Source organism: Pseudomonas citronellolis (genome assembly GCF_029335315.1).
Lineage (GTDB): Bacteria > Pseudomonadota > Gammaproteobacteria > Pseudomonadales > Pseudomonadaceae > Pseudomonas > Pseudomonas citronellolis_A.
In genome coordinates, this window is record NZ_JARJLT010000383.1 from 1 (window position 1) to 25,505 (window position 25,505).

The 25,505-nt window shown below is 67.2% G+C and carries 22 protein-coding genes and 1 pseudogene; 6 read left to right on the top strand and 17 right to left on the bottom strand.

Annotation, left to right across the window (positions count from 1 at the left end; translation table 11 throughout):
- Positions 1-2,108: magnesium-translocating P-type ATPase (gene mgtA / locus P3W75_RS29115; protein WP_276230793.1), on the top strand; the 2,108-nt coding region annotated here is incomplete at its 5' end.
- 48 nt (positions 2,109-2,156) lie between these two features.
- Here mgtA and P3W75_RS29120 read toward each other — a convergent pair.
- The 5 genes from P3W75_RS29120 to P3W75_RS29140 all read right to left on the bottom strand — a co-directional run bounded on the left by P3W75_RS29120 (position 2,157) and on the right by P3W75_RS29140 (position 9,309).
- Positions 2,157-3,167, bottom strand: a complete 1,011-nt coding sequence (locus P3W75_RS29120; protein ID WP_276230794.1) for an alpha/beta hydrolase family protein — start codon at positions 3,165-3,167, stop codon at positions 2,157-2,159.
- Positions 3,168-3,307: 140 nt separating this feature from the next.
- Positions 3,308-4,324: an alpha/beta hydrolase family protein gene (locus P3W75_RS29125; protein ID WP_276230795.1), complete on the bottom strand. Its 1,017-nt coding sequence runs from the start codon at positions 4,322-4,324 to the stop codon at positions 3,308-3,310.
- A gap of 61 nt (positions 4,325-4,385) precedes the next feature.
- Positions 4,386-5,975, bottom strand: a complete 1,590-nt coding sequence (locus tag P3W75_RS29130; RefSeq protein ID WP_276230796.1) for an ABC-F family ATPase — start codon at positions 5,973-5,975, stop codon at positions 4,386-4,388.
- Between the two features lie 225 nt (positions 5,976-6,200).
- Positions 6,201-7,667, bottom strand: coding sequence for a sensor domain-containing diguanylate cyclase (locus P3W75_RS29135; protein WP_276230797.1), 1,467 nt, complete (start codon positions 7,665-7,667; stop codon positions 6,201-6,203).
- Between the two features lie 118 nt (positions 7,668-7,785).
- On the bottom strand, positions 7,786-9,309 hold the full coding sequence (locus P3W75_RS29140; protein ID WP_276230798.1) for an FAD-dependent oxidoreductase: 1,524 nt from the start codon (positions 9,307-9,309) through the stop codon (positions 7,786-7,788).
- A gap of 167 nt (positions 9,310-9,476) precedes the next feature.
- Between P3W75_RS29140 and P3W75_RS29145 the strand changes: the two genes are divergently transcribed.
- Positions 9,477-9,902, top strand: coding sequence for a VOC family protein (locus P3W75_RS29145; RefSeq protein WP_276230799.1), 426 nt, complete (start codon positions 9,477-9,479; stop codon positions 9,900-9,902).
- Positions 9,903-9,918: 16 nt separating this feature from the next.
- Here the strand turns inward: P3W75_RS29145 and P3W75_RS29150 are convergent, their stop codons facing one another.
- From P3W75_RS29150 to P3W75_RS29160, 3 genes are all read right to left on the bottom strand, one after another.
- On the bottom strand, positions 9,919-10,089 hold the full coding sequence (locus P3W75_RS29150) for a hypothetical protein (RefSeq protein ID WP_276230800.1): 171 nt from the start codon (positions 10,087-10,089) through the stop codon (positions 9,919-9,921).
- 77 nt (positions 10,090-10,166) lie between these two features.
- Positions 10,167-11,297 (bottom strand): helix-turn-helix transcriptional regulator, encoded by a 1,131-nt coding sequence (locus P3W75_RS29155; protein ID WP_276230801.1) that lies wholly within the window; start codon positions 11,295-11,297, stop codon positions 10,167-10,169.
- A gap of 103 nt (positions 11,298-11,400) precedes the next feature.
- The gene (locus P3W75_RS29160) at positions 11,401-12,450 is read right to left on the bottom strand and encodes a Rieske 2Fe-2S domain-containing protein (RefSeq protein WP_276230802.1); all 1,050 of its coding nucleotides are present in this window, start codon (positions 12,448-12,450) and stop codon (positions 11,401-11,403) included.
- A 202-nt stretch (positions 12,451-12,652) separates the two neighbouring features.
- Between P3W75_RS29160 and P3W75_RS29165 the strand changes: the two genes are divergently transcribed.
- Genes P3W75_RS29165 through P3W75_RS29180 form a run of 4 tightly spaced genes read left to right on the top strand, consistent with a single transcriptional unit; the run spans position 12,653 to position 16,754 of the window.
- Positions 12,653-13,471: an SDR family NAD(P)-dependent oxidoreductase gene (locus P3W75_RS29165; protein ID WP_276230803.1), complete on the top strand. Its 819-nt coding sequence runs from the start codon at positions 12,653-12,655 to the stop codon at positions 13,469-13,471.
- 11 nt (positions 13,472-13,482) lie between these two features.
- Complete coding sequence (locus P3W75_RS29170; RefSeq protein ID WP_276230804.1) at positions 13,483-14,400, top strand: alpha/beta hydrolase; 918 nt, start codon at positions 13,483-13,485, stop codon at positions 14,398-14,400.
- 10 nt (positions 14,401-14,410) lie between these two features.
- Entirely contained in the window at positions 14,411-15,526 is a 1,116-nt protein-coding gene (locus tag P3W75_RS29175; protein ID WP_276230805.1) for a 3,4-dihydroxy-2-butanone-4-phosphate synthase, read from the top strand.
- Between the two features lies 1 nt (position 15,527).
- Entirely contained in the window at positions 15,528-16,754 is a 1,227-nt protein-coding gene (locus P3W75_RS29180) for an NADH:flavin oxidoreductase (RefSeq protein ID WP_276230806.1), read from the top strand.
- A gap of 338 nt (positions 16,755-17,092) precedes the next feature.
- Here the strand turns inward: P3W75_RS29180 and P3W75_RS29185 are convergent, their stop codons facing one another.
- The 9 genes and pseudogenes from P3W75_RS29185 to P3W75_RS29220 all read right to left on the bottom strand — a co-directional run bounded on the left by P3W75_RS29185 (position 17,093) and on the right by P3W75_RS29220 (position 25,405).
- Positions 17,093-17,368, bottom strand: a complete 276-nt coding sequence (locus P3W75_RS29185) for a bacteriocin immunity protein (RefSeq protein WP_276230807.1) — start codon at positions 17,366-17,368, stop codon at positions 17,093-17,095.
- A gap of 3 nt (positions 17,369-17,371) precedes the next feature.
- Positions 17,372-17,578 (bottom strand): hypothetical protein, encoded by a 207-nt coding sequence (locus tag P3W75_RS29190; RefSeq protein WP_346429869.1) that lies wholly within the window; start codon positions 17,576-17,578, stop codon positions 17,372-17,374.
- 91 nt (positions 17,579-17,669) lie between these two features.
- Positions 17,670-17,927, bottom strand: a complete 258-nt coding sequence (locus P3W75_RS29195; protein WP_276230808.1) for a bacteriocin immunity protein — start codon at positions 17,925-17,927, stop codon at positions 17,670-17,672.
- Positions 17,927-19,108: an S-type pyocin domain-containing protein gene (locus tag P3W75_RS29200; RefSeq protein WP_276230809.1), complete on the bottom strand. Its 1,182-nt coding sequence runs from the start codon at positions 19,106-19,108 to the stop codon at positions 17,927-17,929. The genes P3W75_RS29195 and P3W75_RS29200 overlap by 1 nt, the downstream gene beginning before the upstream one ends.
- A gap of 198 nt (positions 19,109-19,306) precedes the next feature.
- Positions 19,307-19,513, bottom strand: a pseudogene (locus tag P3W75_RS31850) (PAAR domain-containing protein); the annotation flags it as partial.
- A 508-nt stretch (positions 19,514-20,021) separates the two neighbouring features.
- On the bottom strand, positions 20,022-20,276 hold the full coding sequence (locus P3W75_RS29205; protein WP_276230810.1) for a bacteriocin immunity protein: 255 nt from the start codon (positions 20,274-20,276) through the stop codon (positions 20,022-20,024).
- Between the two features lie 5 nt (positions 20,277-20,281).
- Positions 20,282-20,614 carry a hypothetical protein gene (locus tag P3W75_RS29210; protein WP_276230811.1) on the bottom strand — a complete coding sequence of 111 codons (333 nt, stop codon included), beginning with the start codon at positions 20,612-20,614 and terminating at the stop codon, positions 20,282-20,284.
- Positions 20,615-20,831: 217 nt separating this feature from the next.
- Positions 20,832-22,223, bottom strand: a complete 1,392-nt coding sequence (locus tag P3W75_RS29215) for an efflux transporter outer membrane subunit (protein WP_276230812.1) — start codon at positions 22,221-22,223, stop codon at positions 20,832-20,834.
- Entirely contained in the window at positions 22,220-25,405 is a 3,186-nt protein-coding gene (locus tag P3W75_RS29220; RefSeq protein WP_276230813.1) for an efflux RND transporter permease subunit, read from the bottom strand. The genes P3W75_RS29215 and P3W75_RS29220 overlap by 4 nt, the downstream gene beginning before the upstream one ends.
- Positions 25,406-25,505: the final 100 nt, after the last annotated feature.

The following is a 25,505-nucleotide window of genomic DNA, read 5'->3' on the forward strand; positions in this document are numbered from 1 at the left end:
TGCGCCTGATCAGCGCCAAGGACCTGTTCGTCAGCCAGGCCGCGCTCACCGGCGAGTCGCTGCCGCTGGAGAAGTTCGCCCAGGTCCGCGACGCCCGCCAGGGCAACCCGCTGGAGCGCGACAGCCTGTGCTTCATGGGCACCACGGTGGTCAGCGGCTCGGCCCAGGCGGTGGTGGTGGGCACTGGCGCGAGCACCTACTTCGGCTCGCTGGCCGAGCGGGTGATCGCCAGCGACCACGCGCCGACGGCCTTCCAGGCCGGGGTGAACAAGGTCAGCTGGCTGTTGATCCGCTTCATGCTGGTGATGGCGCCGCTGGTCCTGTTGCTCAACGGCTTCACCAAGGGCGACTGGCTGCAGGCGGCGCTGTTCGCGCTGTCCATCGCCGTCGGCCTGACCCCGGAAATGCTGCCGATGATCGTCACCTCGACCCTGGCCAAGGGCGCCGTGGCGCTGAGCCGGCGCAAGGTCATCGTCAAGCGCCTGGACGCCATCCAGAACTTCGGTGCGATGGACATCCTCTGCACCGACAAGACCGGCACCCTGACCCAGGACCGCATCGTCCTCGAACGCCACACCGACGCCCTGGGCGCGGTGGACGACCGCGTGCTGCAGCTGGCCTTCCTCAACAGCCACTACCAGACCGGGCTGAAGAACCTGCTCGACGTGGCGGTGCTGGAGCATGTCGAGCTGCGCCGCGCGCTGCGGGTGGACAGCCGCTACCGCAAGGTCGACGAGATTCCCTTCGACTTCGCCCGCCGGCGCATGTCGGTGGTGGTCAGCGAGCGCGACGACCATCACCTGCTGATCTGCAAGGGCGCCCTGGAGGAAGTGCTGGCCGTGTGCGCCTCGGTGCGCCAGGGCGAACGCGTCGACGCGCTGAGCGGCGAGCGCCTGGCGGAAATCCGCGCGGTGGCCGAGGCGCTCAACCGCGACGGCCTGCGGGTGGTCGCGGTGGCCAGCCGCGAGCTGCCGCCCAGCCGCGACACCTACGGCCTGGCCGACGAGCAGGCGCTGTGCCTGGACGGCTACATCGCCTTCCTAGACCCGCCCAAGGAGACCACCGCGCCGGCGCTGCGCGCGCTGGCGGCGAACGGCGTGACGGTGAAGGTGCTGACCGGCGACAACGAGCGGGTAAGCCTGAAGGTCTGTCGCGACGTTGGTCTTGAGGTGCGCGGCGTGCTGCTCGGCCCGCAGCTGGACGAACTCGGCGACGCCGAGCTGGGCGAGCTGGCCGAGCGCGCCACGCTGTTCGCCAAGCTCACGCCGAGCCACAAGGAGCGCCTGGTGCGCGTGCTGCGCGAGCGCGGACACGTGGTCGGCTTCCTCGGCGACGGCATCAACGACGCCCCGGCGCTGCGCGGCGCGGACATCGGCATCTCGGTGGATTCGGCGGTGGACATCGCCAAGGAGGCGGCCGACCTGATCCTCCTGGAAAAGAGCCTGATGGTGCTGGAGGAGGGCGTGGTGGAAGGCCGGCGCACTTTCGCCAACATGCTCAAGTACATCCGCATGACCGCCAGCTCGAACTTCGGCAACGTGTTCAGCGTGCTGGTGGCCAGCGCCTTCATCCCGTTCCTGCCGATGCTGCCGCTGCAGCTGCTGGTGCAGAACCTGCTCTACGACATTTCCCAGGTGGCGATTCCCTTCGACGGTGTCGACGAGGAACAGCTGAGCCGGCCGCAGCAATGGAACCCCAACGGCCTGGGGCGCTTCATGGTGTTCTTCGGCCCGCTCAGCTCGATCTTCGACATCGCCACCTTCCTGCTGCTCTGGCACGTGTTCGGCGCCAACGCGCCGGAGCGCCAGGCGCTGTTCCAGTCCGGCTGGTTCGTCGAGGGGCTGCTGTCGCAGCTGCTGGTGGTGCACATGATCCGCACCCGGCGCATCCCGTTCCTGCAGAGCCGCGCGGCCTGGCCGTTGCTGGCGATGACCGCGGCCATCGGTGCGCTGGCGATCTTCCTGCCGATGGGACCGCTGGCGGGCTCGTTCCACCTGCAGCCGCTGCCGTTGGGGTACTGGCCGTGGCTGGCGCTGATCCTGCTGGGCTACATGGGCCTGACCCAGGCGGTGAAGGGCTGGTTCGCGCGGCGCTATGGCTGGGCGTAGGAGCGGGCCATGCCCGCGAATCGCGCGCGCGGCGCGCTCCTACGGGGCTCAGCGCAGCATCGCCTGCATCTCTTCCGGTTGCAGTTGCGCGTCGAAGAAGCGCTTGGCGTCGTTGATCAGGTTGCGGTGGATGGCCACCCGGTCGACGCCGTCGGCGTCCTTGCACAGGCCCGGGGTGGCGGCGGTTTCCTCTTCGGTGCAGGGCGCCATGAAGACGAAGTGGCCAGCGCCCAGCACGACATGGAAGTCGGCGCTGCGCGGTAGCTTGCGGGCCAGGGCGCCGGCGTTGCGGGTCCAGTCCAGGACCTGGTCGGCGTCGCCGCTGTAGATCAGCGCCGGGATCTTCACGTCGGTCAGCTCGCGGCTGCCGAACATCAGGCCCAGCGGCGCCAGCAGCATCACCGCGCCGACGCGGGGGTCGGCCATGGGCGTCAGGTCGTTGCGGTCGGCCAGCAGTTCGCCGCCGGCGCTGCAGGCGTCGCGGTCGTCCGGGCGTTCGGTGCAGTAGCGGCGCAGGCGTTCCAGGCGCGGCTGCGCGCCGGCCAGGATCAGCGCCGTCTCGCCGCCGGCGGAGTAGCCGATGACGCCGATGCGGCGCGGGTCGAGCAGCGGCGCCAGGCGCTCGTCGGCCAGCGCCGTGCTGATCGCCTCGGAGACCTGCAGCGGCCGGCCATAGAGATTGCTCAGGGCGCCCAGGCGGCTCTGGTCGTGGAGGTTGTCGCCGGGGTGCACCAGGGTCACCACCACGAAACCGCGCTGGGCCAGGGCCAGCACCAGGTCGCGCAGGGCCAGCGGGGTGCCGCCGTTACCGTGGGAAATGACCAGCAGCGGATGGCGCCCGGCCACCGCCGGGGCTTCCTCGGCCAGCGGCAGGGTGAACAGGCCGATGGTGGTGGGCGCTACCTGCGCCCGCGTCGGGTAGAAGGCGATGGCGCGCATCGGCTTGTGGTCCAGCGGGTCTTCGAGCGTCAGGCGATGGAAACCGACGTTCAGCGTCTCGGCGCTGGCCGCGAGTGAGAAGATCAGTAGCAGAACGCAACAGACGAGTCGCCCCAACATGGTGCTCTCCATCCTGAACGCAGCCTCTGGAATGGGCCTTCGCGCGCACCTGGCGGGCGCGGCGAGCCGGTTCCGGGTAATCGTGCATAGTACGCGCCAATTCCCGCCATGACGCTGTAATGGATGGATGGTAGGGCGCCTCAGCGCCAGGAGGCCTGCACCGGGTCGACCCGCAGCTGGCTGGCGAAGAAGCGCGCGGCCTCGCCGTTGAGGCTGCGGTGGATGGCCTGGCGGTCGACGCCGATGGCGTCCTCGCACAGTTCCGGGGTCTCGGCCTCCTCGTCGGCGGAACAGGGGGTCATGAACACGAAGTGCCCGGCGCCTTGCACCACGTGGTATTCCGGCTGGTGCGGCAGCTTGCGCAGCAGGGCCACGGCGTTGCGTGCCGGGTCCAGCACCTGGTCGCGGTCGCCGGTGTAGAGCAGCACCGGGACGGTCACCGCCGCCAGGTCGTCGCTGCCGAACATCAGGCTCAGCGGCGCCAGCAGGAGCAGGGCGCCTACCCGTGGGTCGGCATGGGCGCGCAGGTCCGGGCGGTCGGCGCGCAGTTCGCCGTTGGCGTTGCAGGCGTCTTCGTCGTCGGGGCGTTCGCGGCAGTAGCGGCGCAGGCGTTCCGGGCGCGGCGTGGCGCCGGCGAGGATCAGCGCCGTCTCGCCGCCGGCGGAATAGCCGATGACGCCGATGCGTTGCGCGTCGATGCTGGCGCCCAGGGCCGGGTCGGCCAGCGCCGCGCTGATGCTCGCGGAGACCTGCAGCGGGCGGCCGTAGAGGTTGCTCAGGGCGCCCTGGCGGCTCTGGTCGCGGGGGTTGTCGCCGGGGTGCAGCAGACCGATCACCACGAAACCGTTGCGTGTCAGCGACAGCAGCAGGTCGCGCTGCGCCAGGGGCGAGCCGCTGTTGCCGTGGGAGGTGGCCAGCAGCGGGAAGCGGCCGGGGGCGACGGGGGCGTTGAGCGCGACCTTCAGCGGGTAGTCACCGATACGGGTCAGGCGCGGCTGGGCGCGGGTGGGGTAGAAGGCCACGGCCGGGATCGGCTTGCCGGTGAGCGGGTCGGCCAGCACCAGGCGCCGCGCGCCGACGTTCCAGGTGGGGGTGTCGGCGGCCTGGGCCAGGCCGCCGAGCAGCAGGAGCAGGAACAACAGCAGTGGGCGCGCCATGCAGGCCTCCGGGCTGGCCGGAGCGGGGTGCCGGCCCCGACACCCCTTCAGTTTAGGCGTTTCAGACAATCACGCCCTGGCTGCGCAGGTAGTCATCGTAGGTGCCGCTGAAATCGGTCACGCCGTTTTCCGACAGCTCGATGATGCGGGTGGCCAGGGAGGACACGAACTCGCGGTCGTGGCTGACGAACACCAGGGTGCCCGGGTAGTTTTCCAGCGCGAGGTTGAGCGCCTCGATGGATTCCATGTCCAGGTGGTTGGTCGGCTCGTCCATCACCAGCACGTTGGGCTTTTTCAGGATCAGCTTGCCGAACAGCATGCGGCCCTGTTCACCACCGGAGATGACCTTCACCGACTTCTTGATCTCGTCGTTGGAGAACAGCATGCGGCCGAGGGTGCCGCGCACCAGCTGCTCGCCGCCCTGGGTCCACTGGGCCATCCAGTCGAACAGGTTGTAGTCCTCCTCGAAGTCCTCGGCGTGGTCCTGGGCGAAGTAGCCCACGTCCGCGCTGTCGGTCCACTTCACCTCGCCGCTGGTGGGCGCCATTTCGCCGACCAGGGTGCGCAGCAGGGTGGTCTTGCCGATGCCGTTGGGGCCGATGATGGCGATGCGCTCGCCGGCCTCCACCTGCAGGCTCAGGTTCTTGAACAGCGCCACGCCGTCGAAGCCCTGGCTGACTTTTTCCAGGGTCACCGCCTGGCGGTGCAGCTTCTTGTACTGCTCGAAGCGGATGAACGGGCTGACGCGGCTGGACGGCTTGACCTCTTCCAGCTGGATCTTGTCGATCTGGCGCGCGCGGCTGGTGGCCTGCTTGGCCTTGGAGGCGTTGGCCGAGAAGCGGCTGACGAAGGTCTGCAGTTCGGCGATCTGCGCCTTCTTCTTGGCGTTGTCCGACAGCAGGCGCTCGCGGGCCTGTTCGGCCGCTGTCATGTACTCGTCGTAGTTGCCCGGGAACAGGCGCAGCTCGCCGTAGTCCAGGTCGGCCATGTGGGTGCAGACGCTGTTCAGGAAGTGACGGTCGTGGGAAATGATGATCATGGTGCTGTTACGCGCCGTGATGATGTTTTCCAGCCAGCGGATGGTGTTGATGTCCAGGTGGTTGGTCGGTTCGTCGAGCAGCAGCAGGTCCGGGTCCGAGAACAGCGCCTGGGCCAGCAGCACGCGCAGCTTCCAGCCCGGGGCCACGGCGCTCATCGGGCCGAAGTGCTGTTCCAGGGGAATGCCCAGGCCCAGCAGCAGCTCGCCGGCGCGGGACTCGGCGGTGTAGCCGTCGAACTCGGCGAACTGCACTTCCAGCTCGGCCACGGCCATGCCGTCGTCCTCGGTCATTTCCGGCAGGGCGTAGATGCGATCGCGCTCGGCCTTGACCTTCCACAGTTCCTCGTGGCCCATGATCACGGTGTCGATCACCGAGAAGTCCTCATAGGCGAACTGGTCCTGGCGCAGCTTGCCCAGGCGCACGCCGTTTTCCAGCATGACCTGGCCGCTGGAGGGCTCCAGCTCGCCGCCGAGGATCTTCATGAAGGTCGACTTGCCGCAGCCGTTGGCGCCGATCAGGCCATAGCGGTTGCCGTTGCCGAACTTGACGGAAACGTTTTCGAACAGCGGCTTGGCGCCGAACTGCATGGTGATGTTAGCGGTGGAGATCAAGGGCTTTACCTATCAATAAGTGACGAGCCACCGGGCCTGGCAGGCGGTGGTTCGGTAGCAATCCGATTCCAGTTTCGGGCTCGCTCCCGCGAGCGCCGTGGGGCGTTCAGCGGGCGAAGGCGGAGGGCGGCGGCGGGGCGCGGTGGCCCTGCCGCCAGGCGTTCGATGCGGGATTCATGCCGGAAATTGCCGCCATTGTCGCATAGCCGGGCCGACAGTTGTATGTCAGCGGGTCGGGGCGGCTCCGCTTTCCACGCGGTTGCGGCCGTTTTCCTTGGCCTTGTAGAGGCTGGCGTCGGCCTGGGCGACCAGCGCCTCGACGCTTTCCACCGGGCCGCTGGAGGTGCTGGCGGCGCCGATGCTGACGGTGACCACGCCGAACTTGCCCATGGCGTGCGGCAGCGCGGCGTTCTCGATGCCGGCGCGGATGTTCTCGGCCACGGTGAGGGCGCCGGTCAGGTCGCAGTTGGGCAGGATGACCACGAATTCCTCGCCGCCGTAGCGCGCCGCGCCGTCTTCGTCGCGCCGGCAGCCCAGGCGCACCTGTTCGGCGACCGCGGCCAGGGCGGTGTCGCCGGTGGGGTGGCCGTAGTGGTCGTTGTAGAGCTTGAACTGGTCGATATCCAGCATCAGCACCGCCAGCTGGCCGCCGCCGCGCAGGTGGCGGTGCCATTCGCGGCGGGCCGCCTGGTCGAACCAGCGGCGGTTCTGCAGGCCGGTCAGGGCGTCGGTGCTGGCTTCGTCGCGCAGGCGGTTTTCGGCCTGGTCGCGGCGGTGCAGATGGCGGGTGAGGCCGAAGGCCAGGCCAACGGTGGCCAGGTTGAAGGCGATCAGCAGGCCGCTGGTGACCAGCGTGCGACCGAACCAGCCCTGGAACAGGTTCTTGTGGGCGCGCTCCACGTTGACCACCAGCGGGTAGTCGCCGACCCGGCGCAGCCCCTGCCAGTAGGGGTGCTGCGGGTCGCTGGAGTCGTGCACCCGCTCGCGTTCGCCGCTGGCGACGAAAGCCTTGAAGGCCTCGCGCTCGCTGTCGCTGCGCTTGCGCCGGTCGACCGGCCATTGCGCCAGCGTCGTACCGTCCAGCAGGCGTAGGGTGACGATGTCGCCGTCGGCCAGGTTGAGGTCCTGGATGTAGCGGTCGAACTGGCGCAGGTCCTTGAGGGCGGCGACCACGCCCATGAAGCTGCCGTCACGGTCGATCAGGCTGCGGCTCAGGGCGATGGTCAGCGAGGGCTTGCGGTAGGACGGCACGAACGGGTGGCTCAGCTGCAGCTCGCGGTCGCCCTGGGCGTGCACCCGGAAGTATTCGCGCATGGACAGGTCATGCTGGGATTCGCCGCCGTGGTTGAGGTCTTCCACCAGTTGGCCGTAGCGGTCGGTGACGATGATGGTGCCCATGTCCTCCGAGCTGGCCTCGTGGCCTTCGACGAGGACGCGCAGGGCGGCGCTGTCCAGGTCGTCCAGGCCGGTCTCGCGGATCATGTTGCTGATGGTCAGCAGCGACTGGGCGTGCATGTCCAGGTCGCGGCGCAGGTCGCGTTCCACCAGGCGCAGGGTGTTGCTGCCGCTGGCGTCGGCGAACGCCAGGGCGTCGCGGCGCATGGTCAGCATCTGCCAGCCGGCGATCAGGGACAGGCCGATGGCCAGGAGCATCATCACCACGAAGACACGAGAGGGTTTGAACAGCTGCATTTTCCTACCGGACGCGGAGTGGCGGGCTGCCAGAAGCTTGGTAGCCCCTGGCTATTCTCGCCAGTCCACCGGCATCGGGCCCTTGCCTTAAGTCAGGGAGGGGCCCGATATCGGTGTTTCAGGCAGGACGTTGCGCCTCGAAGTCGGCCTCCGCCCGCAGGCTCTCCAGATCGCGCCCGACGGTGGCCACGGCCAGTCGCCTGCCGTCCAGCCAGTAGCTGACCCGGCAGTCGTGGCGGGCCGGGTCGCCGTCGATGTCGACGCGGTCCCACTGCTCGGCATGGCCCACGTAGTTGATGCCGATGTCGTACTGCTGGGTCCAGAAGAACGGTACCGCCGTATAGCGCTGCTGGCGGCCGAGGATGTTCAGTGCCGCGACCACGCCCTGGCGTTCGGCCACCGCCCAGTGCTCGACGCGGATCGCCGCGCCGCTGCGGGCGTCCGGCCAGCGGGCGATGTCGCCCACCGCGTAGATATCCGGGGCGCTGCAGCGCAGCCAGGCGTCGACCAGCACGCCCTTGTCCAGGCGCAGGCCGGCGGCTTCGGCCAGGCCCAGTTCGGGTCGGGCGCCGACGCCCACCAGCACCAGGTCGGCGGGCAGTATCCGGCCGTCGGCGAGGCGCACCTGCCCGGGCTCGATGGCCTGTACCTCGGCGCCGATGTGGAAGACCACGCCGTGCTGTTCATGCAGCGCCTGGAGCATGCCGCCCAGGGCTTCGCCGAGGACCCGCCGCAAGGGCGGCGAGGGCGCCACCACCTGCACCTCCAATCCGCGCGAGCGTAGCGACGCCGCCGCTTCCAGACCGATGAAGCCGGCGCCGACCAGCACGCAGCGGCGCGCTCCAGCGCAGGCGGCGATGAGCGCGTCGCAGTCGGCCAGGCTGCGCAGCGTGTGGACGTGGGGCAGCTCGGCGCCGGGCACCTGCAGGCGCGCCGCCGTCGAGCCGGTGGCGAGGATCAGCGCGCCGTAGTCGAGGCGTTCGCCGCCGGCGAGGGTCAGGGTCCTGGCGGCGGGGTCGATGCGCTCCACGCGCACGCCGGTGCGCAGGCCGATGCTGTGCCCGGCGTAGAACGCCTTCGAGCGCAGGGGCAGCCAGCCGGGTTCGGCGCTGCCGGCCAGGTAGTCCTTGGACAGGTTGGGCCGGTCGTAGGGCGCGGTGGCGTCGGCGCTCAGCAGGGTGACCGCGCCTTCGTAGCCTTCGTGGCGCAAGGTCAGGGCCGCGGCGTTGCCGGCGGCGCCGCCACCGACGATCAGCACGGATTTCGGCACCTGGATGTGCGTCGGCCCGGCGACCGGAGGCGGCAGCGCGGCGCCGACGTAGGCCTTGCCGTCGCGGCATTGCACTTCCCAGCAGGGCAGGTCGTCGAGTGCCGGCGGGCCCAGCAGCTTGCCGTCGTGCAGGCGGAAGCAGGCGTGGTGCCAGGGGCAGCGCAGGCTGTCGCCGACGATCAGGCCCTCGGCCAGCGGCGCGCCGTAGTGCGGGCAGCTGGCGCCCAGCGCGTGGAGCCGCTCGCCCTGGCGCACCAGCAGCGCCGCCTCGCCATCGATGTGGCCGACCAGCGGGCGGTCTTCGGGAATGTCCGCCAGGGGTACGCCGAGGCGGAAGTCGGGGCCGGCGGGTGACGATGGATGGTCGCTCATGGCTGTCTCCTCGTCCGTTGCGAAAGCGCATGGGTTGAGGATAGACCCGCGACCGGGCCGGCCGGGTTCCGTCGAATCTACCGGCGGTGCAGTGGAGGGAGGTATTTCCCTGGGCGCCGGCGCGGCCTAGGCTGAGTGGGTCAGCCCGGCAAACCCAGGAGCCGCCGATGAGCCTCAGCCCCTTCCATCTCGCTATTCCCGTCTACGACCTGGCCGCCGCCCGGCGCTTCTACGGCGAAGTGTTCGGCCTCGCCGAGGGCCGCTCCAGCGCGCAGTGGGTGGACTTCGATTTCTTCGGCCACCAGCTGGTGATCCACGAGCAGCCGAAGACCGCTGCCCAGGAGAGTGCGCAGAGCAACCCGGTGGACGGCCACGACGTGCCGGTGCCGCATTTCGGCGTGGTGCTGGAGTGGGCGCAGTGGGAGGCCCTGGCCGAGCGCCTGCGCGGCCTCGGCGTGGCCTTCGTGATCGAACCCTACGTGCGCTTCAAGGGGCAGGTCGGCGAGCAGGCCACCCTGTTCCTCTTCGACCCCTGCGGCAACGCCCTGGAGTTCAAGGCGTTCAAGGACATCGGCCAGCTGTTCGCCAAGTAGCGCTCGAACCGCCGTCTCAGGGCCACAGGCGTGGACCGGCGCCGGGCACGCAGGGCAGGCCGGCGCTGAGGCGGGCGTTGAGCATCGTCAACTGCTCGGCCTGTTCGTGCACCAGCAGCATGAGGTGGGCGCCGGCGACGCTGGCGCCGAAGATGAGTGCGATCAGAAGCGGAGCGGTTTTCGACATGGCGGTGGGCCTCGCCGGGCGGTTGGCAGTGGAACCACGCTAACCGCCGTAGCGATAGGGCAAATCGTCCGCTCGGACTAGCCGAGGGTGGCCACGCTGCGCAGGATCAGGCGCACCAGCATGGTCTGCCGGGTCACACCGGTCTTGGAGAAGGTCGAGCGCAGGTGCGCGCGCGCCGTGTTGCGGCTGATGCCCAGCTCCTCCGAGGCTTCGTCGAGGGTCAGGCCGTTGGCCAGCAGCATGGCCAGCTGGGCTTCGGCCGGGGTCAGGTCGAACAGCGCCTTGACGATTTCCTGGGGCGCGCGGGACTCCTGCTCCGGGTCGCTGACGAAGATCACCACCGAGGGGCAGTGCTTGCCTTCGTTCCATTCGCTCAGCGGCACCGAGCGCACGATGATGCCCAGGTCGGAGCGGCCGGACGGGCGTTGCACGCGCATCGCCTCGACCACCGAGGGCTGCGCGCCCTTCTGCGAGGCCAGCGCCTGTTTCACCAGGCGGCGGAATTCCTGGCAGTCGCGCGGGGTGCCGACCTGCAGGTTGTCGCCGCTGATCTTCAGCCCGTCCTTCTCGCGCAGCAGGTGTTCGGCCACCTGGTTGGTCTGCAGGATCTTGCCGGCCTCGTCGAGGATGATGGTGCCGACGGCGAACTGGTCCACCGCGCCGGCGTAGAGGTTGCGCTCGCTCTCGATGCGGTTGATCTGCGTGTGCAGCGCCACCGAGCGTTCCAGGTGCGGCACGAAGTGCGCCAGCAGGGCCTTGTCGGAATCGCTGAAGCCCGGCGACTCGACGCCGCGGCTGACGCGGATGCGGCACAGCGCGCCGTCGCTGGTGCGGATGTCGGCGCCGAGGATGTGGAACACCCCCACCGGTTCCAGGAAGTTCTTGTAGAACTCGGAGTTCAGCCAGTCCTGGCGGGCGACGAACTCCTCCAGGGTCACCACCTGGCCGCTGGGCAGGTCGACGAAGGGGTCGAGGTTGAAATAGTACTGGTTGTAGGAGGCCACCACGGCGGCGTCGCTGCCGTTGGTGTTGACCATCAGGCCTTCGCTCTGGTCGCTGGGCGGCCGCAGGATGAAGGTGACGTACTTGGCGTCGAGGAACTGGTTGAGCTGGTTGAGGAAGGACTGCCAGGGCGTGCTCTCCAGGGGGCCCTGGTAGAGATTGCCGAGCATCCCGCTGAACTGGTCGAGCGTGAGCGACTGTGCCATCGAGTGAACCGTTTTCTTATTGTTGTTCTGGAGCGCGCCGCTGAGAGTACGCGGCGCCCTCCGCAAAAGGCAATCCGTCCCCGCAAGGCCGGGGACGGGTGGTTCAGGCCGGTTCGGCCTGGCGGTTGCGGACGATGAAATCCTTGCGCTCGGCGATGCCGGCGGGCAGCTCGGCGACGTCGGTGTAGAACTGTTCGTACCACTTGCGCAGCTGGTACACCGGGCCGTCGCCGTCGCACAGCAGCGGGTTGTCGACGCGGGTCTTGCTGTGCCAGATGGCCACGTCCTCGTAGAACGCCAGGCGCGCCTGCTCGACGTAGGCCTGGGCCATGGCGCGGTTCTGCTCGGCGGTGAGCCCCGGCACCTTCTGCACCAGCACGCCGTAGCGCAGGGTGAAGCTGTGCTGGTCGATGGGCACGTGGCAGTTGAGCAGGATCGAGTGGATCGGCTGGCCGTCCATCGCCCCGGTCATCTCGGTGATCTGGTAGGCCGGGCCGTAGTAGGTGGCCACCGTGCGCAGCTCGCTGTCGCCGGACAACCGGGCGCTGCGGCCACGCATCACCTGGGTCGCCATGTGCCCTTCGAAGTGGTTGCTGAACTCGTCGATGGGTGCCTTGTGCACGCTGTCGAAGTGCGCCATGTCGGAGACGTTATCCACCAGTTCCCGGCAGTTGGTGTCGATCTTCAGCTCGGCCACTTCCCACTCGGCCCAGGCTTCGTCGTAGCAGGCGTCGAGGCGCGGGATGGCCTGCTCGGCGATCGGCGGGTTGCCCTCCGGGTCGTTCCAGACGAACAGCAGGTGGTTCTGCACCGCCACCGGCCACGACTTGATCTTCGCCCGTGGCGGGATGCGCTTGGCGTAGGGGATATCGTCGCAGACGCCATCGGCGCCCCAGCGCCATTCGTGGAACGGGCAGCGCAGGGCGTTGCCTTCGACGCAGCCGTCGCTGAGGTCGGCGCCCATGTGCGGGCAGTAGCCGTCGAGGATGTGCAGTTCGCCGTCCTCGCCCTGGAAGGCCACCAGGCGGGTGCCGAAGACGTCCAGGCGGTGCGCCTTGCCGTCGCGGTACTGGCTGGCCAGGCCCAGGCAGTGCCAGCCGCGCGCGTAGCGATCCTCGACGGGGCGGACTTCGATTCGGTGCAGCGTACTCATTGTTGTTGTTCTCCCATCAGGTTGCCGCAGGCAGAGGGTGGGGGCGGCAGGAGCCTCAGGTGGATTCTGCAAGCCAGAGCGGTCGCGGCATCGTCTGAACGGACGAGGAGGGCGCCCTAGTCCGGGTGGACGATGCCCGCAGCCTGGGTTTTCGCGATAACGCCGGCAGCCGAACCCACAACAACGACAAAAGGGTGCACAGATGAGCGAGCAGCAAGCCGGCCGCGTGGCGGTCATTACCGGCGCGGCCAGCGGCATTGGCCGTGGCCTGGCCGAACACGCGGCGGGCCTCGGCCTGCGCCTGGTCCTGGCGGACCGCGACGGCGCCGGCCTGGAGGAACTGGCCGGGCAACTGCGGGCGCGCGGTTGCGAGGTGCTGGCGCGGGTCACCGACGTGGCCAGCGCGGCCGATGTCGAGGCACTGCGCGACGCCAGCCTGGCGCGTTTCGGCGGCGTCGACCTGCTGTTCAACAACGCCGGGGTGATGCAGACCGGCGCCAGCTGGGAGCTGAGCGAGGCGCAGTGGCGGCGCATGCTCGACATCAACCTGCTCGGTGCGATCAACGGCCTGCGCGCCTTCGTGCCGACCCTGCTCGCCCAGGGCCGCCCGGCCCACGTGATCAACACCGCGTCGCTCGCCGGGCTGCTGGCCAGCCCCTTCCTCGCCGCCTACACGGTGACCAAGCAGGCGCTGGTGGCGCTGTCCGAGGTGCTGCACCACGAGATGGCGGCGCTCGGCGCGCCGATCGGCGTCTCGGTGCTCTGCCCGGGCCCGGTGGCCAGCCGCATCATGGCCTCGGACGAAGCCGGGGCGGGCGCCGGCGCGGCGCTGGGGGCGGCGCTGGAACAGAGCATCCGCCAGGGCATGCCGGCCGCCGAGCTGGCCGCCGTGGTGTTCCAGGCCATCGCCGAGAAGCGTTTCTGGATACTCCCGCACCCGGACTTCAAGCCGGCGCTGCGGGCGCGCACGCAAAGCATCCTCGACGAGACCAACCCGGTCTTCCAACTGGCCGACGTATGAAGGAACGCCCCATGGCCCTCGATCCGCACCTGCAAGCCATCCTCGACCAGTTCGCCGGGGCCTTCGCCCTGGACTTCAGTCAACTCGACGCCGCCAGCTACCGGGGCTTCGCCGACCAGGGCCTGGCCGCCGGCGCGCCGCTGGCGCTGGCCGAGGTCTGTGAACTGCGCCTGGCCGACGGCCTGGCGGCACGGCTGTACCGGCCGAGCGCCGCCGCCGACCTGCCGCTGGTGATCTTCTTCCACGGTGGCGGCTTCGTCGCCGGCACCCTCGACACCCACGACGACCTGTGCCGGCGCCTGGCCCTGGGCAGCAGCGCGGCGGTGGTCTCGGTGGCCTACCGGCTGGCGCCGGAAGCGCCGTTCCCGGCGGCGCCGGAGGATTGTCAGCGGGCCTGCGTCGAGCTGGTCGGGCGCGCCGCCGAGCTGGGCGTCGACGCCCGGCGCCTGGCCCTGGCCGGCGACAGCGCCGGCGGCAACCTGGCGATCGCCGCCGCGCGCCTGCTGCATCAGCGCGGCGGGCCGCGCCCGCGGGCGCTGTGCCTGCTCTATCCGGTGACCGACCAGGGCTGCGAGAGCGCCTCCTACCGTGAATTCGCCAAGGGCCACTTCCTCGAAGCGGAAATGATGCAGTGGTTCTGGCGCCAGTACCTGGGCCAGTGGCCGGCGCCGCTGGACACCCTGGCCTCGCCGCTGTACGCCGACGACCTCGGCGCGCTGCCGCCGACCCTGCTGCTGAGCGCCTCCCACGACCCGCTGCGCGACGAGGGCGAGGCCTTCGCCGAACGCGCCCGCGCCGCCGGCGCCGAGGTGCGCCTGGTGCGCGCCGAGGGCATGCTGCACGGCTTCGCCAGCTTCGCGCCCCACGCGCCGCGCGCCGAGCAGTACCTGGGCGACGCCGCCGCCTGGCTGCGCGACACCCTGGCCTGAGGAGGCGCCCATGGCCCTGGACAGTCCGCTGCAATTGATAGAAGCGTTGCGCCGTGGCCAGCCGGTGGTGCTGGTCGATGGCGAGGACGAGGGCGGTGACGGCATGCTGTTGCAGGCCGCCGAGTTCGTCGACGACGCCGCGCTGAACTTCTTCGCCCGCGAGGCCCGTGGGCTGATCTGCCTGGCGCTCACCGACGAGCGCTGCCGCGCCCTCGGCCTGCAGCCGATGCCCGCCGCCAGCCGCGCAGACGGCCGCTCCGACAACATGGGCTTCATGGTCTCGATCGAGGCCACCCAGGGCATCAGCACCGGGATTTCCGCCGCCGACCGGGCGCGCACCGTGCGCGTGGCGGTGGACCCGGCCAGCGGCCCGGCGGACCTGGTCAGCCCCGGCCACGTGTTCCCGCTGCGCGCGCTGCCGGGCGGGGTGATGAGCCGCGCCGGGCACGCCGAGGCGGCCTGCGACCTGGCGCGCCTGGCCGGGCTGCAACCGGCGGCACTGCTCGCCGGCATCCTCGACGAGGACGGCGAGAGCGCCCGTGGCGACAGCCTGCGCGCCTTCGCCGCGCGCCATGGCCTGCGCCTGGGCGGCATCGCCGAGCTGATCCATCACCGCATCCTCCACGAGGGCACCATCGCCCGCAGCGCCGAGTACCGCATCGACACCCGTCACGGCGGGTTCCGCGTGTGCGCCTACCACGACGCCTTCAAGGACACGCTGCACCTGGCCCTGGTACGCGGCGAGATCGACCCGGCGCAGCCGGTGCTGGTCCGCGTGCAGGCGGTGGAGACCCTGCGCGACCTGCTCGCCGGCGAGCCGCCGCGCGGGCCGCAGCAATGGAACCTGGACCGCTCGCTGGAGCGCATCGCCGCCGAAGGGCGCGGCGTGCTGGTGCTGCTGGCGCAGCAGGAGAGCGCCGCCGCCATCCTCGACCAGTTGGCCCAGGGGCCGCGCACGCGGCCGCCGAGCTTCCCGCAACGCACCCTCGGCGTCGGCGCGCAGATTCTCCGCGACCTCGGCGTGCGGCGCATGCGCCTGATGAGTTTCCCGGTGGCCTACAAGGCGGTCGCCGGTTTCGAGCTGGAAGTCACCGAATTCGTCCCCGTCACCGCACAGGAGGCTTGAGATGACCCCGCAAGACGCGTTGGACAAGGCGTTGAACCCCACCCGCCTGGCGGGCCTGGAGCTGCGCAACCGGCTGATCAAGACCGCCACCTTCGAAGGCATGTGCCCCGGCGGGGTGCCCGGCGCCGACCTCGCCGAGCACCACGCGCGCATGGCCCGTGGCGGCGTTGGCCTGAGCACCGTGGCCTACTGCGGGGTGTCGCCGGACGGCCTGACCTTCGCCGACCAGATGTGGATGCACGAGGGCGTGTTCGCCCAGTTGCGCCACCTGACGGCGGCGGTTCACCGCGAGGGCGGGGCGGTCTCGGCGCAGCTGGCGCACTGCGGTTTCTTCAGCCGCACCCGGCCGCTGAACATCCCGCGCCCGCGCGGCCCCAGCGCCTGCGTGAACCAGTACGGGCTGTTCTCCGGGGTGCCGTTCGCCGGCGCCATGGGCAGCGCCGACATCCGCAAGACCCTCGACGAATACCGCGCCGCCGCCGCCTTCGTGAAGCGCGCCGGGTTCGACGCCATCGAAATCCACATGGGCCACGGCTACCTGCTCAGCCAGTTCATCTCGCCGGCCACCAACCGCCGCAGCGACGCCTACGGCGGCAGCCTGGACAACCGCCTGCGCCTGCCCCTGGAGGTGCTGGCGGCGGTGCGCGAAGCGGTTGGCGACGACTTCCCGATCCTCGCCAAGCTCAACCTCAGCGACGGCTTCGCCGGCGGCCTGGAGATCGACGAGTCGTGCTACGCGGCGCGCCGCCTGGGCGAGCACGGGCTTAACGCGCTGGTGATGAGCGGCGGCTTCACCAGTCGCTCGCCGATGTACCTGTTCCGTGGCGAGAGCCCGCTGCAGCAGATGCTGCCGCTGGAGCGCAATCCGTTGCAACGCACCGCGATGAAGTGGTTCGGCGGGCGCCTGTTCGCCAGCACGCCCTACGCCGAGATGTACTTCCTCGACCAGGCCCGGCAGGTGCGCCAGGCCACCGACATGCCGCTGGTGTACCTGGGCGGGGTGAGCAGCCGCGACAGCCTGCAACGGGCCATGCAGGAAGGCTTCGACTTCGTCGCCCTGGGCCGCGCGCTGCTGCGCGACCCGGACCTGCCGCGCCACGTGCGTACCCGCGGCGACGACTACGAGAACGGCTGCAACCACTGCAACCAGTGCGTGGCGAGCATGGGCCTGCCCGGCGGCATCCGCTGCGTGCTGAACCGCCCGGAAAGCTTCGCCCGCGTCGGCTGAAAGGAAAGGGCCTGCATGAGGCAGGCCTTACCGGCGCACGCAGTTCATTTTGCTGACGCTGTTGAGCCGATCATTCCCGCTCGGATGGCAGGTATCGGCGTGGGATCAGGCCCTTGTCCAAAGAGAGTGGTTTCCCATATTCGGACGCTGGGCTTACTGCTGTCATCAGCGACGGCACTGCCGTCGGGCAGTTTCGGCGCTAATCGACGACACCGAAAAGCGACTGTTCCCTGGAGGGCCGGAGCGCCGAACGTCTGACCCTCAGCCCCTGCTTGACGGCGAGGCTCGTTTAGCGAAGTAGGCACTTTAGAATCTGCATCGATCCTACCCTGGCCGGGTCAACCCGCTTTGAATCCCGGCAATCCATTGGCGGTACGCCACTCCTTCACCGTGCGAGTTATCCCTTCTGCCGAAGTATCTGCACCATCCTCGGGGTAGTAGATAAGGTCGGAACCTGCGGGATGCTGGCTCACTTTTCTGAAGTGCAGGAGCAACACATCCGCCAGTTCATCCGACTCCGATGCATCTTCCCTGAACAGGTCCTCTAGGAGTTGGATAAATTCAGCCTCCGTGTAGTCCGAGAAGCTTTCCTTCAGCACGCCATACTTAGCCATGCGCTACGTCTCCTTCCTGTGTAGATCGATGTGATTTCTAGGAGTATTGACTCGGAGATTGTCAACGTCATAGACCCCGTCACCATCTGTTATTCTCTCCAGGTGGTGCAGCTCGAAAGACTGCATGCTGCCCACAATATCCACTTCACACACACGCGGAGCCAACTCGGTAACACCGAAAAGCGACTGTTTCCTGGAGGACTGGAGCATCAAGCGTCTGACATTCAACCCCTACTTGACGGCGAGGCTCATCTAGCGAAGCAGATACTTTAGAATTTGCATCGACCCTACCCTGTCCGGGTCAACCCGCTTTGAATCCCGGCAAACCATTGGCGGCGCGCCATGTCTTTACTGTTCGCATTACATCTTCTGCTGACCCGCTAGAGCCATCTTCAGGATAGTAAATCAAGTCCGTGCCATCAGGGTGGCCAGTAATTTTGCAGAATCGCTCTAATAGAACATCAAGCACGTCATCAGTTGGATACTTATTGGCAATTAGAATCTCCTTCATGAAGGTAATAAATTCATCCTCTGTGAACTCGGTGATGTCGGTCTTCATTATTCACTCCTGTGAATGTCAATGTGATGCTTAGGAGTTACAATTGTGAGGTTATCAATGTCATAAATTCCACCACCTTGAGCTACTTTATTTTTATGGTGTAACTCGAAGGAGCCTCGCTTGCCTGCCCTATCCCTGTAGCGCGCTTTAGGGGCCTTGCCTTCTCGCATACGATCAACGTTATTTTCAATAAACTGCTCTGTTAGCGAAGAGCTAAGGGCTACGGCTCTCCATAGAGCCCGCCTAAAGCTGTCAAAGCTGCCGTAATCTTTCCCTCTAAGCTGATCAGCAATTTCTTTAGGGATTGGAGCGCCAAGCCCCTCGCTAGCTCCAGCCAACCAGATACCGAAGACATCCTCCCCCGTACCGGTGACAACCCCCGGGTCATGCCGGGCGTTCATCACAATGTAGAGCGGCGCAATCCCTGATCCAGCCGGGAACACAAGAATGAAATCGCGATAATCCGGCGGATAGATCGGATTGACGATGAGGTTGTCAGCTTGCTCTACAGGCGGGTAGATCAGGATGTTGGGAGCTTGCGGACTGGCCTCAAGTGGTGGAATTCCCGGCATGGGATCAGCAACAGGCGTCCATATCAGCCCGATCCCATCTCCAAAGTCGGCAACCATCTGATTGCCGATTGGCTTGAATTGAACAACCGGGATTGTTTCCCAGTCGCTACGGAGCTGCGTGTTGTAGCCGTAGCCTTTCAGCGTGCCGTCCGACTGCTCTTCTACACGTATACGGACTCGGGTACGCCCTTGCTTCAGCGTGCGAAGCTGCTCTTCTGTATAGAGCGCGCCATCACCAAGGCTTGAGGGCCAGAGCATCGCCACAACGCCAAGAAGCGCGCCGCCTACAACCCCTCCAGTTAGGATTCCACCGCCAACTGCACGACCACCAACTCCGGTAACTGCACGCCCGGCGCTAGCCACCACTCCACCTGCGGAAGCCGCATCACAAAGCCCGCCACAAGAAGCCTCGGCACCCGATGGACGAAGGCCACGCAGAGCCAAGGAGCCAAGTCCAGCCGGCAGATTCCCGCTGATCTTCTTGAGCTCAAGCTTGCCGTTGTCATCGACATGCCGGCCGCCGAGCAACACAAGGTTGCCGTAGTCGCTCACATTATCGACAGGGAAAGTGCCCGACGACGTGCTGTAATCGATTACCGAATCGGGCAACTTGCAGCACTTGGCGAAAACCGGGGCAGGCTTTACCTGTGGTTGTGCCGTAGTGAAGAGTTTGGCGGCAGGAGCCGATGCAGGAGAGGGCGTTGGCGCGGTGAAGTTCGACTTCGGGGCTGATGTAGCCTTTGGGCTGGTGGGTGAGTTCGTATACTGAGTGGTCGAGCCATACACTACGTGGTCGGGGCATCCGCAAAGCACTCTATCGCCCGTAGCCACATACGGCCGCTGCTCCGACCATTCGTACGCCGTTCCATTGATGGGAAACGCCCCCTTGCATTTGTCGCATCGAGCAAGGTCGCCGGTTTGGGCAATGGCTTTGTTACCTTCGAACCAAGTCGCCGTAGCTGATATGACTTGTCCGTATGTAGTTTTGTCCCCAAGGCAAGCTAGTGCTCTCAATCAGAATCCCTCTGCCATTAAGCATCGAACCGTTCGAGCCCGGCCAGGCACAGATCATCTCCATGCTTGCAGGGACCAACGACAGACCCTAACAACAGAAAAGACGCCACGAGCATAGGACTCATCCCAAAGATCGGCAGGAAAGCCCCTCATTCGGCCCGCTTCAACAAGAGCAACAACGTCACAGTCGCCACGATCGCCGACACAACGAACATCTGGTCACCGCGTTCTGTCCTGGCGGCTTCGTCAGCGCTTATCCGACGACACGTGTCCTCGTCACCCAGTCACCACACCTTGTAGACAAGGATGTGATCCACTAGGGCGGAAGTCGACAGGTTTGGCGTGCAGGTAGACTTTTTCGACTTTTGCATCAGGCCGCATCATGGCGGATGGGCTCCAGAAAAAACTCGGGAGCACAGCATCCGGGACCATATTGGGTCTTTGAATGTGGAGCTCATGGAACGCTTTCGATCGATTTCGGTGGGGGATGGGATATCCGATAGAGAAATTACCCTACCCTGAAGCCCGGCAGCCCATTAGCGGCGTACCACTCCTTCACCGTGCGAGCGATCCCTTCGGGAGAGTCATCAGCACCTTTTACGGGGTAGTAAAGCAAGTCTGTACCCGCCGGATGCACCACCACCCGGTCCCACTGATCGAGTAACGCATCTCGCTCTTCTTCAGTCGTGCAACTGCCGATGGCATAGATCAGCTCAATGAATTCTGCTTCGGTGTAGTCAGTCAGACTGTTCTTCCGTGTCATGCCGTTCACTTCTCCGAACGATGAATTTCCATGTGATTCCGAGCGGTAACTACTTGCAGAGTATCTAGGTCGTACACACCACTGCCATCCTGGTCGTGCTCGACGTGGTGGACTTCAAATTTTCGGCGCTTTCCTGCGTGTCCGTCCTTCCTGCTGACTGGCGCTAACCCTTTGGCTACATCCGCTAGATTTTGTGCGTTGAACTGACTCGCAAGCTCAGCATCGTTAGCAACGCCTTGCCAGAACGCCTTCCTGAACAAGTCAAAGCTATTGAAGCTCTTACCTCTGAGTTTATTCGCAACACGTACTGGCAGCCCCTGCATCTTGCAGCTAGGCATGTGATTTTTCCGAGCCTGAATCCTTGCGCTGTGTCGGCTGTTACTCGATGGAGCGAGCCCTACACAATCAACCAAATACCGAAGGGCGGGATGGACAACAGGAGGTGCAGGATGTGGTCGATGGCCTGCTTCTGGCTGGAAAGGATGAAAAAAAGCCCCGCGATCGGCAGCGTCGGATCGCGGGGCAAGTGGCCGGAGAGTGGCCAGGAGGAACCTGTCAGGCCTGGGGCTGCCAGCCGCCGCCGAGGGCCTTGTAGATGGCGACTATGCCGCGATAGACGTCGACTTCGGCCAGCGCCTGGGCGTCTTCGGCGGCCAGCTGTTCGCGTTCGGCGTCCAGCAGGTTGAGGAAGTCCAGGGTGCCTTCGCGGTACTGCACGCCGGCCAGTTCGGCGGCCTTGCGGCTGGCCTCGGACTGGCGCACCAGCACCACCATGCGTTGCTGGCGCTTGCCGTAGTCGCTGAAGGCGTTGGAGGACTCTTCCAGGGCCAGCAGCACCTGCTGCTCATAGGTGGCGAGCGCGGCGTCGGCGTCGGCCTTGGAGGCGCGCAGGCGGGCGCGCACGCTGCCCAGGTCGAAGGCCGCCCAGCTGATGGTCGGCGACACGCCCCAGGCGCTGGCGGCGGAGGAACCGATCTGCGAGCCGCGCCCGGCGGTGTAGCCGAGGAAGCCGCCGAGGCTGATCTTCGGGAACAGGTCGGCGGTGGCCACGCCGACATCGGCGGTGGCTGCGGCCAGCCGGCGTTCGGCGGCGCTGACGTCGGCGCGGCGGCGCAGCAGGTCGCCGGGGTCGCCGATCGGCAGGGCCTTGGCGATGGCCGGCAACTGCTTGGGCGAGAGGTCCACGCTCAGTTGGTCCGGGCGCTGGCCGAGGAGGGTGGCGATGCGGTTGCGCTGGCGCACTTCCTCGGCCTGCAGTTGCGGCAGGGTGGCTTCGGTGGCGGCCAGGCGGGCTTCGGCGCGCTGCACGTCGAGCTCGTTGCCCACGCCGTTGTCGCGCAGCTGCACGGTCAGGTCGCGGGATTCGCTCTGGTTCTTCAGGTTGTCGCGGGCGATGCCTTCGCGCAGCTGCGCACCTCTCAGCTGGCCATAGGCGTCGGCCAGCTCGGCGATCAGGCTGACCTGCAACTGCTGCAGGTCGGCCTGGGCGGCCTGGCTCTGGGCGTCGGCCGATTCCAGTTCGCGGCGCACGCGGCCGAACAGGTCGACCTCCCAGATCATGTCCAGGCCCAGGTCGTAGCGCTCCTGGTTGACGCGGTCCTCGGTCTGCCCCGGCACCTGGCCCTTGCCGACCTGCGAGGAGGCGCGGCTGGTCACGGTGGGGAAGCGGTCGTTGGAGACGTCGTCGCGGATCGCCCGCGAGGCCAGCACGCGGTCGTAGGCCACGCGCAGCTCACGGTTTTCCTTCAGGGCCTGGTCGACCAGCTGGGTCAGCACCGGGTCGTCGAACTGTTTCCACCAGGCGTCTTCGTAACGGCTGCGGTCGAGGGACGCCGTGCCGGTTTCCAGGGCGGCCGGCGCGGTGTCCGGGCGCTTGTAGTCGGGGCCGACCATGCAGGCGCTGAGGCTCAGGGCCAGCAGCGCGGGGGCGAAGAGTTGCAGTTTCATGCGTGGCTAGCCTCGTGGGTCAGGCGTGCGTGTTTCTTCGCTTCGCGGGCTTCCATGAAGCGACGGATCAGGACGTAGAACACCGGTGTCAGCAGCAGGCCGAAGAAGGTCACCCCGAGCATCCCGGAGAACACCGCGACGCCCATCGCGTGGCGCATCTCGGCGCCGGCGCCGGTGGACAGCACCAGCGGCACCACACCCATGATGAAGGCGATGGAGGTCATCAGGATCGGCCGCAGGCGCAGGCGGCAGGCTTCCAGTACGGCGGCGACGCGGTCCATGCCTTCTTCCTGCTTGTCCTTGGCGAACTCGACGATGAGGATGGCGTTCTTGCACGCCAGGCCCACCAGCACGATCAGGCCGATCTGGGTGAAGATGTTGTTGTCGCCGCCGGCGACGATCACGCCGCCGATGGCCGACAGCAGGGTCATCGGCACGATCAGGATCACCGCCAGCGGCAGGCCCCAGCTCTCGTACAGAGCGGCGAGCACCAGGAAGGCCAGGAGCACGCAGAGCGGGAAGACGAAGGCCGCGGTGTTGCCGGCGAGGATCTGCTGGTAGGTCAGGTCGGTCCACTCGTAGGTCATGCCGTTGGGCAGTTCCTGCTTGAGCAGTTTCTCCATCGCCGCCTCGGCCTGGCCGGAGCTGTAGCCGGGCGCCGCGGCGCCGTTGATCTCGGCGGTGATGAAGCCGTTGTAGTGCATCACCCGGTCGGGGCCGGAGGTGTCGCTGATCTTGATGAAGGTGGCCAGCGGGACCATTTCACCGAGGTTGTTGCGCACCTTCAGCTGGCCGATCTGTTCCGGGTCCAGGCGGAAGCGCTGGTCGGCCTGGACGTTGACCTGGTAGGTGCGGCCGAAGCGGTTGAAGTCGTTGGCGTACAGCGAACCCAGGTACACCTGCAGGGTGTCGAAGATGTCGCTGATGGCCACGCCGTGGGTCTTGGCCTTCTCGCGGTCGATGGCGGCGTCCACCTGCGGCACGTTCACCTGGTAGCTGGTGAACACCGACATGGGGTTCAGCTCGGGCAGCGCGCGGGCCTTGTTGAGGATGTTCTGGGTCTGGTTGTAGAGCTCCTCGTAGCCCAGGCTGCCACGGTCCTCGACCTGCACCCGGAAGCCGCCGATGGTCCCCAGCCCCTGTACCGGCGGCGGCGGGAAGATGGCGATGTAGGCGTCCTGGATGTCGGCGAACTGCTTGTTCAGCTCGGCGGCGATCTCGCCGGCGGACATGCCCGGGCCCTTGCGCTGGTCGAAGTCCTTCAGCGGGGTGAAGACGATGCCGCTGTTCGGGCTGTTGGTGAAGCCGTTGATCGACAGGCCCGGGAAGGACACGGTGTGCTCGATGCCCGGGTGCTTGCCGGCGATTTCCGACATGCGCTTGATCACCGCCTCGGTGCGGTCGAGGGTCGCTGCGTCGGGCAGCTGGGCGAAGGCCACCAGGTACTGCTTGTCCTGTTGCGGCACGAAGCCGGTCGGGGTGCTGGAGAAGCCCAGGTAGGTCAGGCCGATCAGCCCGGCGTAGATCACCAGGGCGATCGAGCTGCCGCGCAGCACGCGGGTCACGGTGCCGACGTAGCCATGGCTGGCGCGGTCGAAGAAGCGGTTGAAGGGGCGGAACAGCCAGCTGCCCAGCAGCTTGTCGAGCACCAGCGAGAAGCGGTCCTTCGGCTCGTGGTGGCCCTTGAGCAGCACGGCGGCCAGGGCCGGCGACAGGGTCAGCGAGTTGAACGCGGAGATCACGGTGGAAATCGCGATGGTCAGCGCGAACTGCCGGTAGAACTGCCCGGTGAGGCCGGAGATGAACGCGGTCGGCACGAACACGGCGCACAGCACCAGGGCGGTGGCGATGATCGGTCCGGTCACTTCCTTCATGGCGCGCTTGGTCGCCTCGATCGGTGTCAGCCCGAGGCCGATGTTTCGTTCGACGTTCTCCACCACCACGATGGCGTCGTCCACCACGATGCCGATGGCCAGCACCAGGCCGAACAGCGACAGCGCGTTGAGCGAGAAGCCGAAGGCGTGCATCACCGCAAAGGTGCCGATCAGCGACACCGGCACGGCGGCCAGCGGGATGATCGAGGCGCGCCAGGTCTGCAGGAACAGCACCACCACCAGCACCACCAGGATCAGCGCTTCGAACAGGGTGTGCACCACCGCCTCGATGGAGCCACGGACGAAGATGGTCGGGTCATAGACGATGGAGTAGTCCACGCCCTGGGGGAACTCCTTCTTCAGCTCGGCCATCTTCGCGCGCACCTCGTTGGAGATGGCGATGGCGTTGGAGCCGGGGCGCTGGAAGATCGGGATGGCCACCGCCGGCTGGTTGTCCAGCAGCGAGCGCAGGGCGTACTGGCTGGAGCCCAGTTCGATGCGCGCGATGTCCTTCAGGCGGGTGATCTCGCCGTCCGGGCCGCTGCGGATGATGATGTTCTCGAACTCTTCCTCGCTGACCAGGCGGCCCTGGGTGTTGATCGACAGCTGGAAGCTGGTGGCGCTGGGCGCGGGCGGCGCGCCGAGGGCGCCGGCGGCGACCTGGCGGTTCTGCTCGCGAATGGCGTTGACCACGTCGGTGGCGGTCAGGTTGCGCGAGGCCACCTTGTTCGGGTCGAGCCACACGCGCAGCGAGTAGTCGCCCATGCCGAACAGCTGCACGTCGCCCACGCCGTCCAGGCGCGCCAGCTCGTCCTTGATGTTGAGGATGGCGTAGTTGGACAGGTAGAGCATGTCGTAGCGGTTATCCGGCGAGGTCAGGTGCACGACCATGGTCAGGTCGGGCGAGGCCTTGTCGACGGTGATGCCGATGTGGGTGACCTCTTCGGGCAGCTTCGGCTCGGTCCGCGTCACGCGGTTCTGCACCTGCACCTGGGCGTTGTCCAGGTCGGTGCCCAGGGCGAAGGTGATGGTCAGGGTCATCTTGCCGTCGGCGGTGGACTGCGAGGACATGTAGAGCATGTTCTCGACGCCGGTGATGGCCTGTTCCAGGGGCGCGGCGACGGTCTCGCCGATCACCTTGGGGTTGGCGCCGGGGAAGTTGGCGCGCACCACCACGGTGGGCGGCACGACTTCGGGGTATTCGCTGATCGGCAACTGGAACAGCGAGATGGCCCCGCCGATCAGGATGATCAGCGAGAGCACGGCGGCGAAGATCGGCCGCTGCACGAAGAATTGCGAGAAGTTCATTGTGGTTTCCTGCTGCGCAGCGCGCTGAACCCTGGACAAAGGTCACCCGCGACCCCGGGTGGGACCGGGGCCGGGTACTGCGTACTCTGGGAGCCCCCCG

Bases quoted from the DNA above. Each gene is read 5' to 3' on its own strand.
- P3W75_RS29170 (WP_276230804.1), top strand. From the start codon at position 13,483: ATGGCCCTCGATCCGCACCTGCAAGCCATCCTCGACCAGTTCGCCGGG.
- P3W75_RS29135 (WP_276230797.1), bottom strand. From the start codon at position 7,667: ATGCAGCTGTTCAAACCCTCTCGTGTCTTCGTGGTGATGATGCTCCTG.
- P3W75_RS29215 (WP_276230812.1), bottom strand. From the start codon at position 22,223: ATGAAACTGCAACTCTTCGCCCCCGCGCTGCTGGCCCTGAGCCTCAGC.
- P3W75_RS29210 (WP_276230811.1), bottom strand. From the start codon at position 20,614: ATGCCTAGCTGCAAGATGCAGGGGCTGCCAGTACGTGTTGCGAATAAA.
- P3W75_RS29160 (WP_276230802.1), bottom strand. From the start codon at position 12,450: ATGAGTACGCTGCACCGAATCGAAGTCCGCCCCGTCGAGGATCGCTAC.
- P3W75_RS29220 (WP_276230813.1), bottom strand. From the start codon at position 25,405: ATGAACTTCTCGCAATTCTTCGTGCAGCGGCCGATCTTCGCCGCCGTG.
- P3W75_RS29165 (WP_276230803.1), top strand. From the start codon at position 12,653: ATGAGCGAGCAGCAAGCCGGCCGCGTGGCGGTCATTACCGGCGCGGCC.
- P3W75_RS29145 (WP_276230799.1), top strand. From the start codon at position 9,477: ATGAGCCTCAGCCCCTTCCATCTCGCTATTCCCGTCTACGACCTGGCC.
- P3W75_RS29175 (WP_276230805.1), top strand. From the start codon at position 14,411: ATGGCCCTGGACAGTCCGCTGCAATTGATAGAAGCGTTGCGCCGTGGC.
- P3W75_RS29150 (WP_276230800.1), bottom strand. From the start codon at position 10,089: ATGTCGAAAACCGCTCCGCTTCTGATCGCACTCATCTTCGGCGCCAGC.
- P3W75_RS29195 (WP_276230808.1), bottom strand. From the start codon at position 17,927: ATGAAGACCGACATCACCGAGTTCACAGAGGATGAATTTATTACCTTC.
- P3W75_RS29140 (WP_276230798.1), bottom strand. From the start codon at position 9,309: ATGAGCGACCATCCATCGTCACCCGCCGGCCCCGACTTCCGCCTCGGC.
- P3W75_RS29205 (WP_276230810.1), bottom strand. From the start codon at position 20,276: ATGACACGGAAGAACAGTCTGACTGACTACACCGAAGCAGAATTCATT.
- P3W75_RS29180 (WP_276230806.1), top strand. From the start codon at position 15,528: ATGACCCCGCAAGACGCGTTGGACAAGGCGTTGAACCCCACCCGCCTG.
- P3W75_RS29185 (WP_276230807.1), bottom strand. From the start codon at position 17,368: ATGGCTAAGTATGGCGTGCTGAAGGAAAGCTTCTCGGACTACACGGAG.
- P3W75_RS29125 (WP_276230795.1), bottom strand. From the start codon at position 4,324: ATGGCGCGCCCACTGCTGTTGTTCCTGCTCCTGCTGCTCGGCGGCCTG.
- P3W75_RS29155 (WP_276230801.1), bottom strand. From the start codon at position 11,297: ATGGCACAGTCGCTCACGCTCGACCAGTTCAGCGGGATGCTCGGCAAT.
- P3W75_RS29190 (WP_346429869.1), bottom strand. From the start codon at position 17,578: ATGCTCCAGTCCTCCAGGAAACAGTCGCTTTTCGGTGTTACCGAGTTG.
- P3W75_RS29120 (WP_276230794.1), bottom strand. From the start codon at position 3,167: ATGTTGGGGCGACTCGTCTGTTGCGTTCTGCTACTGATCTTCTCACTC.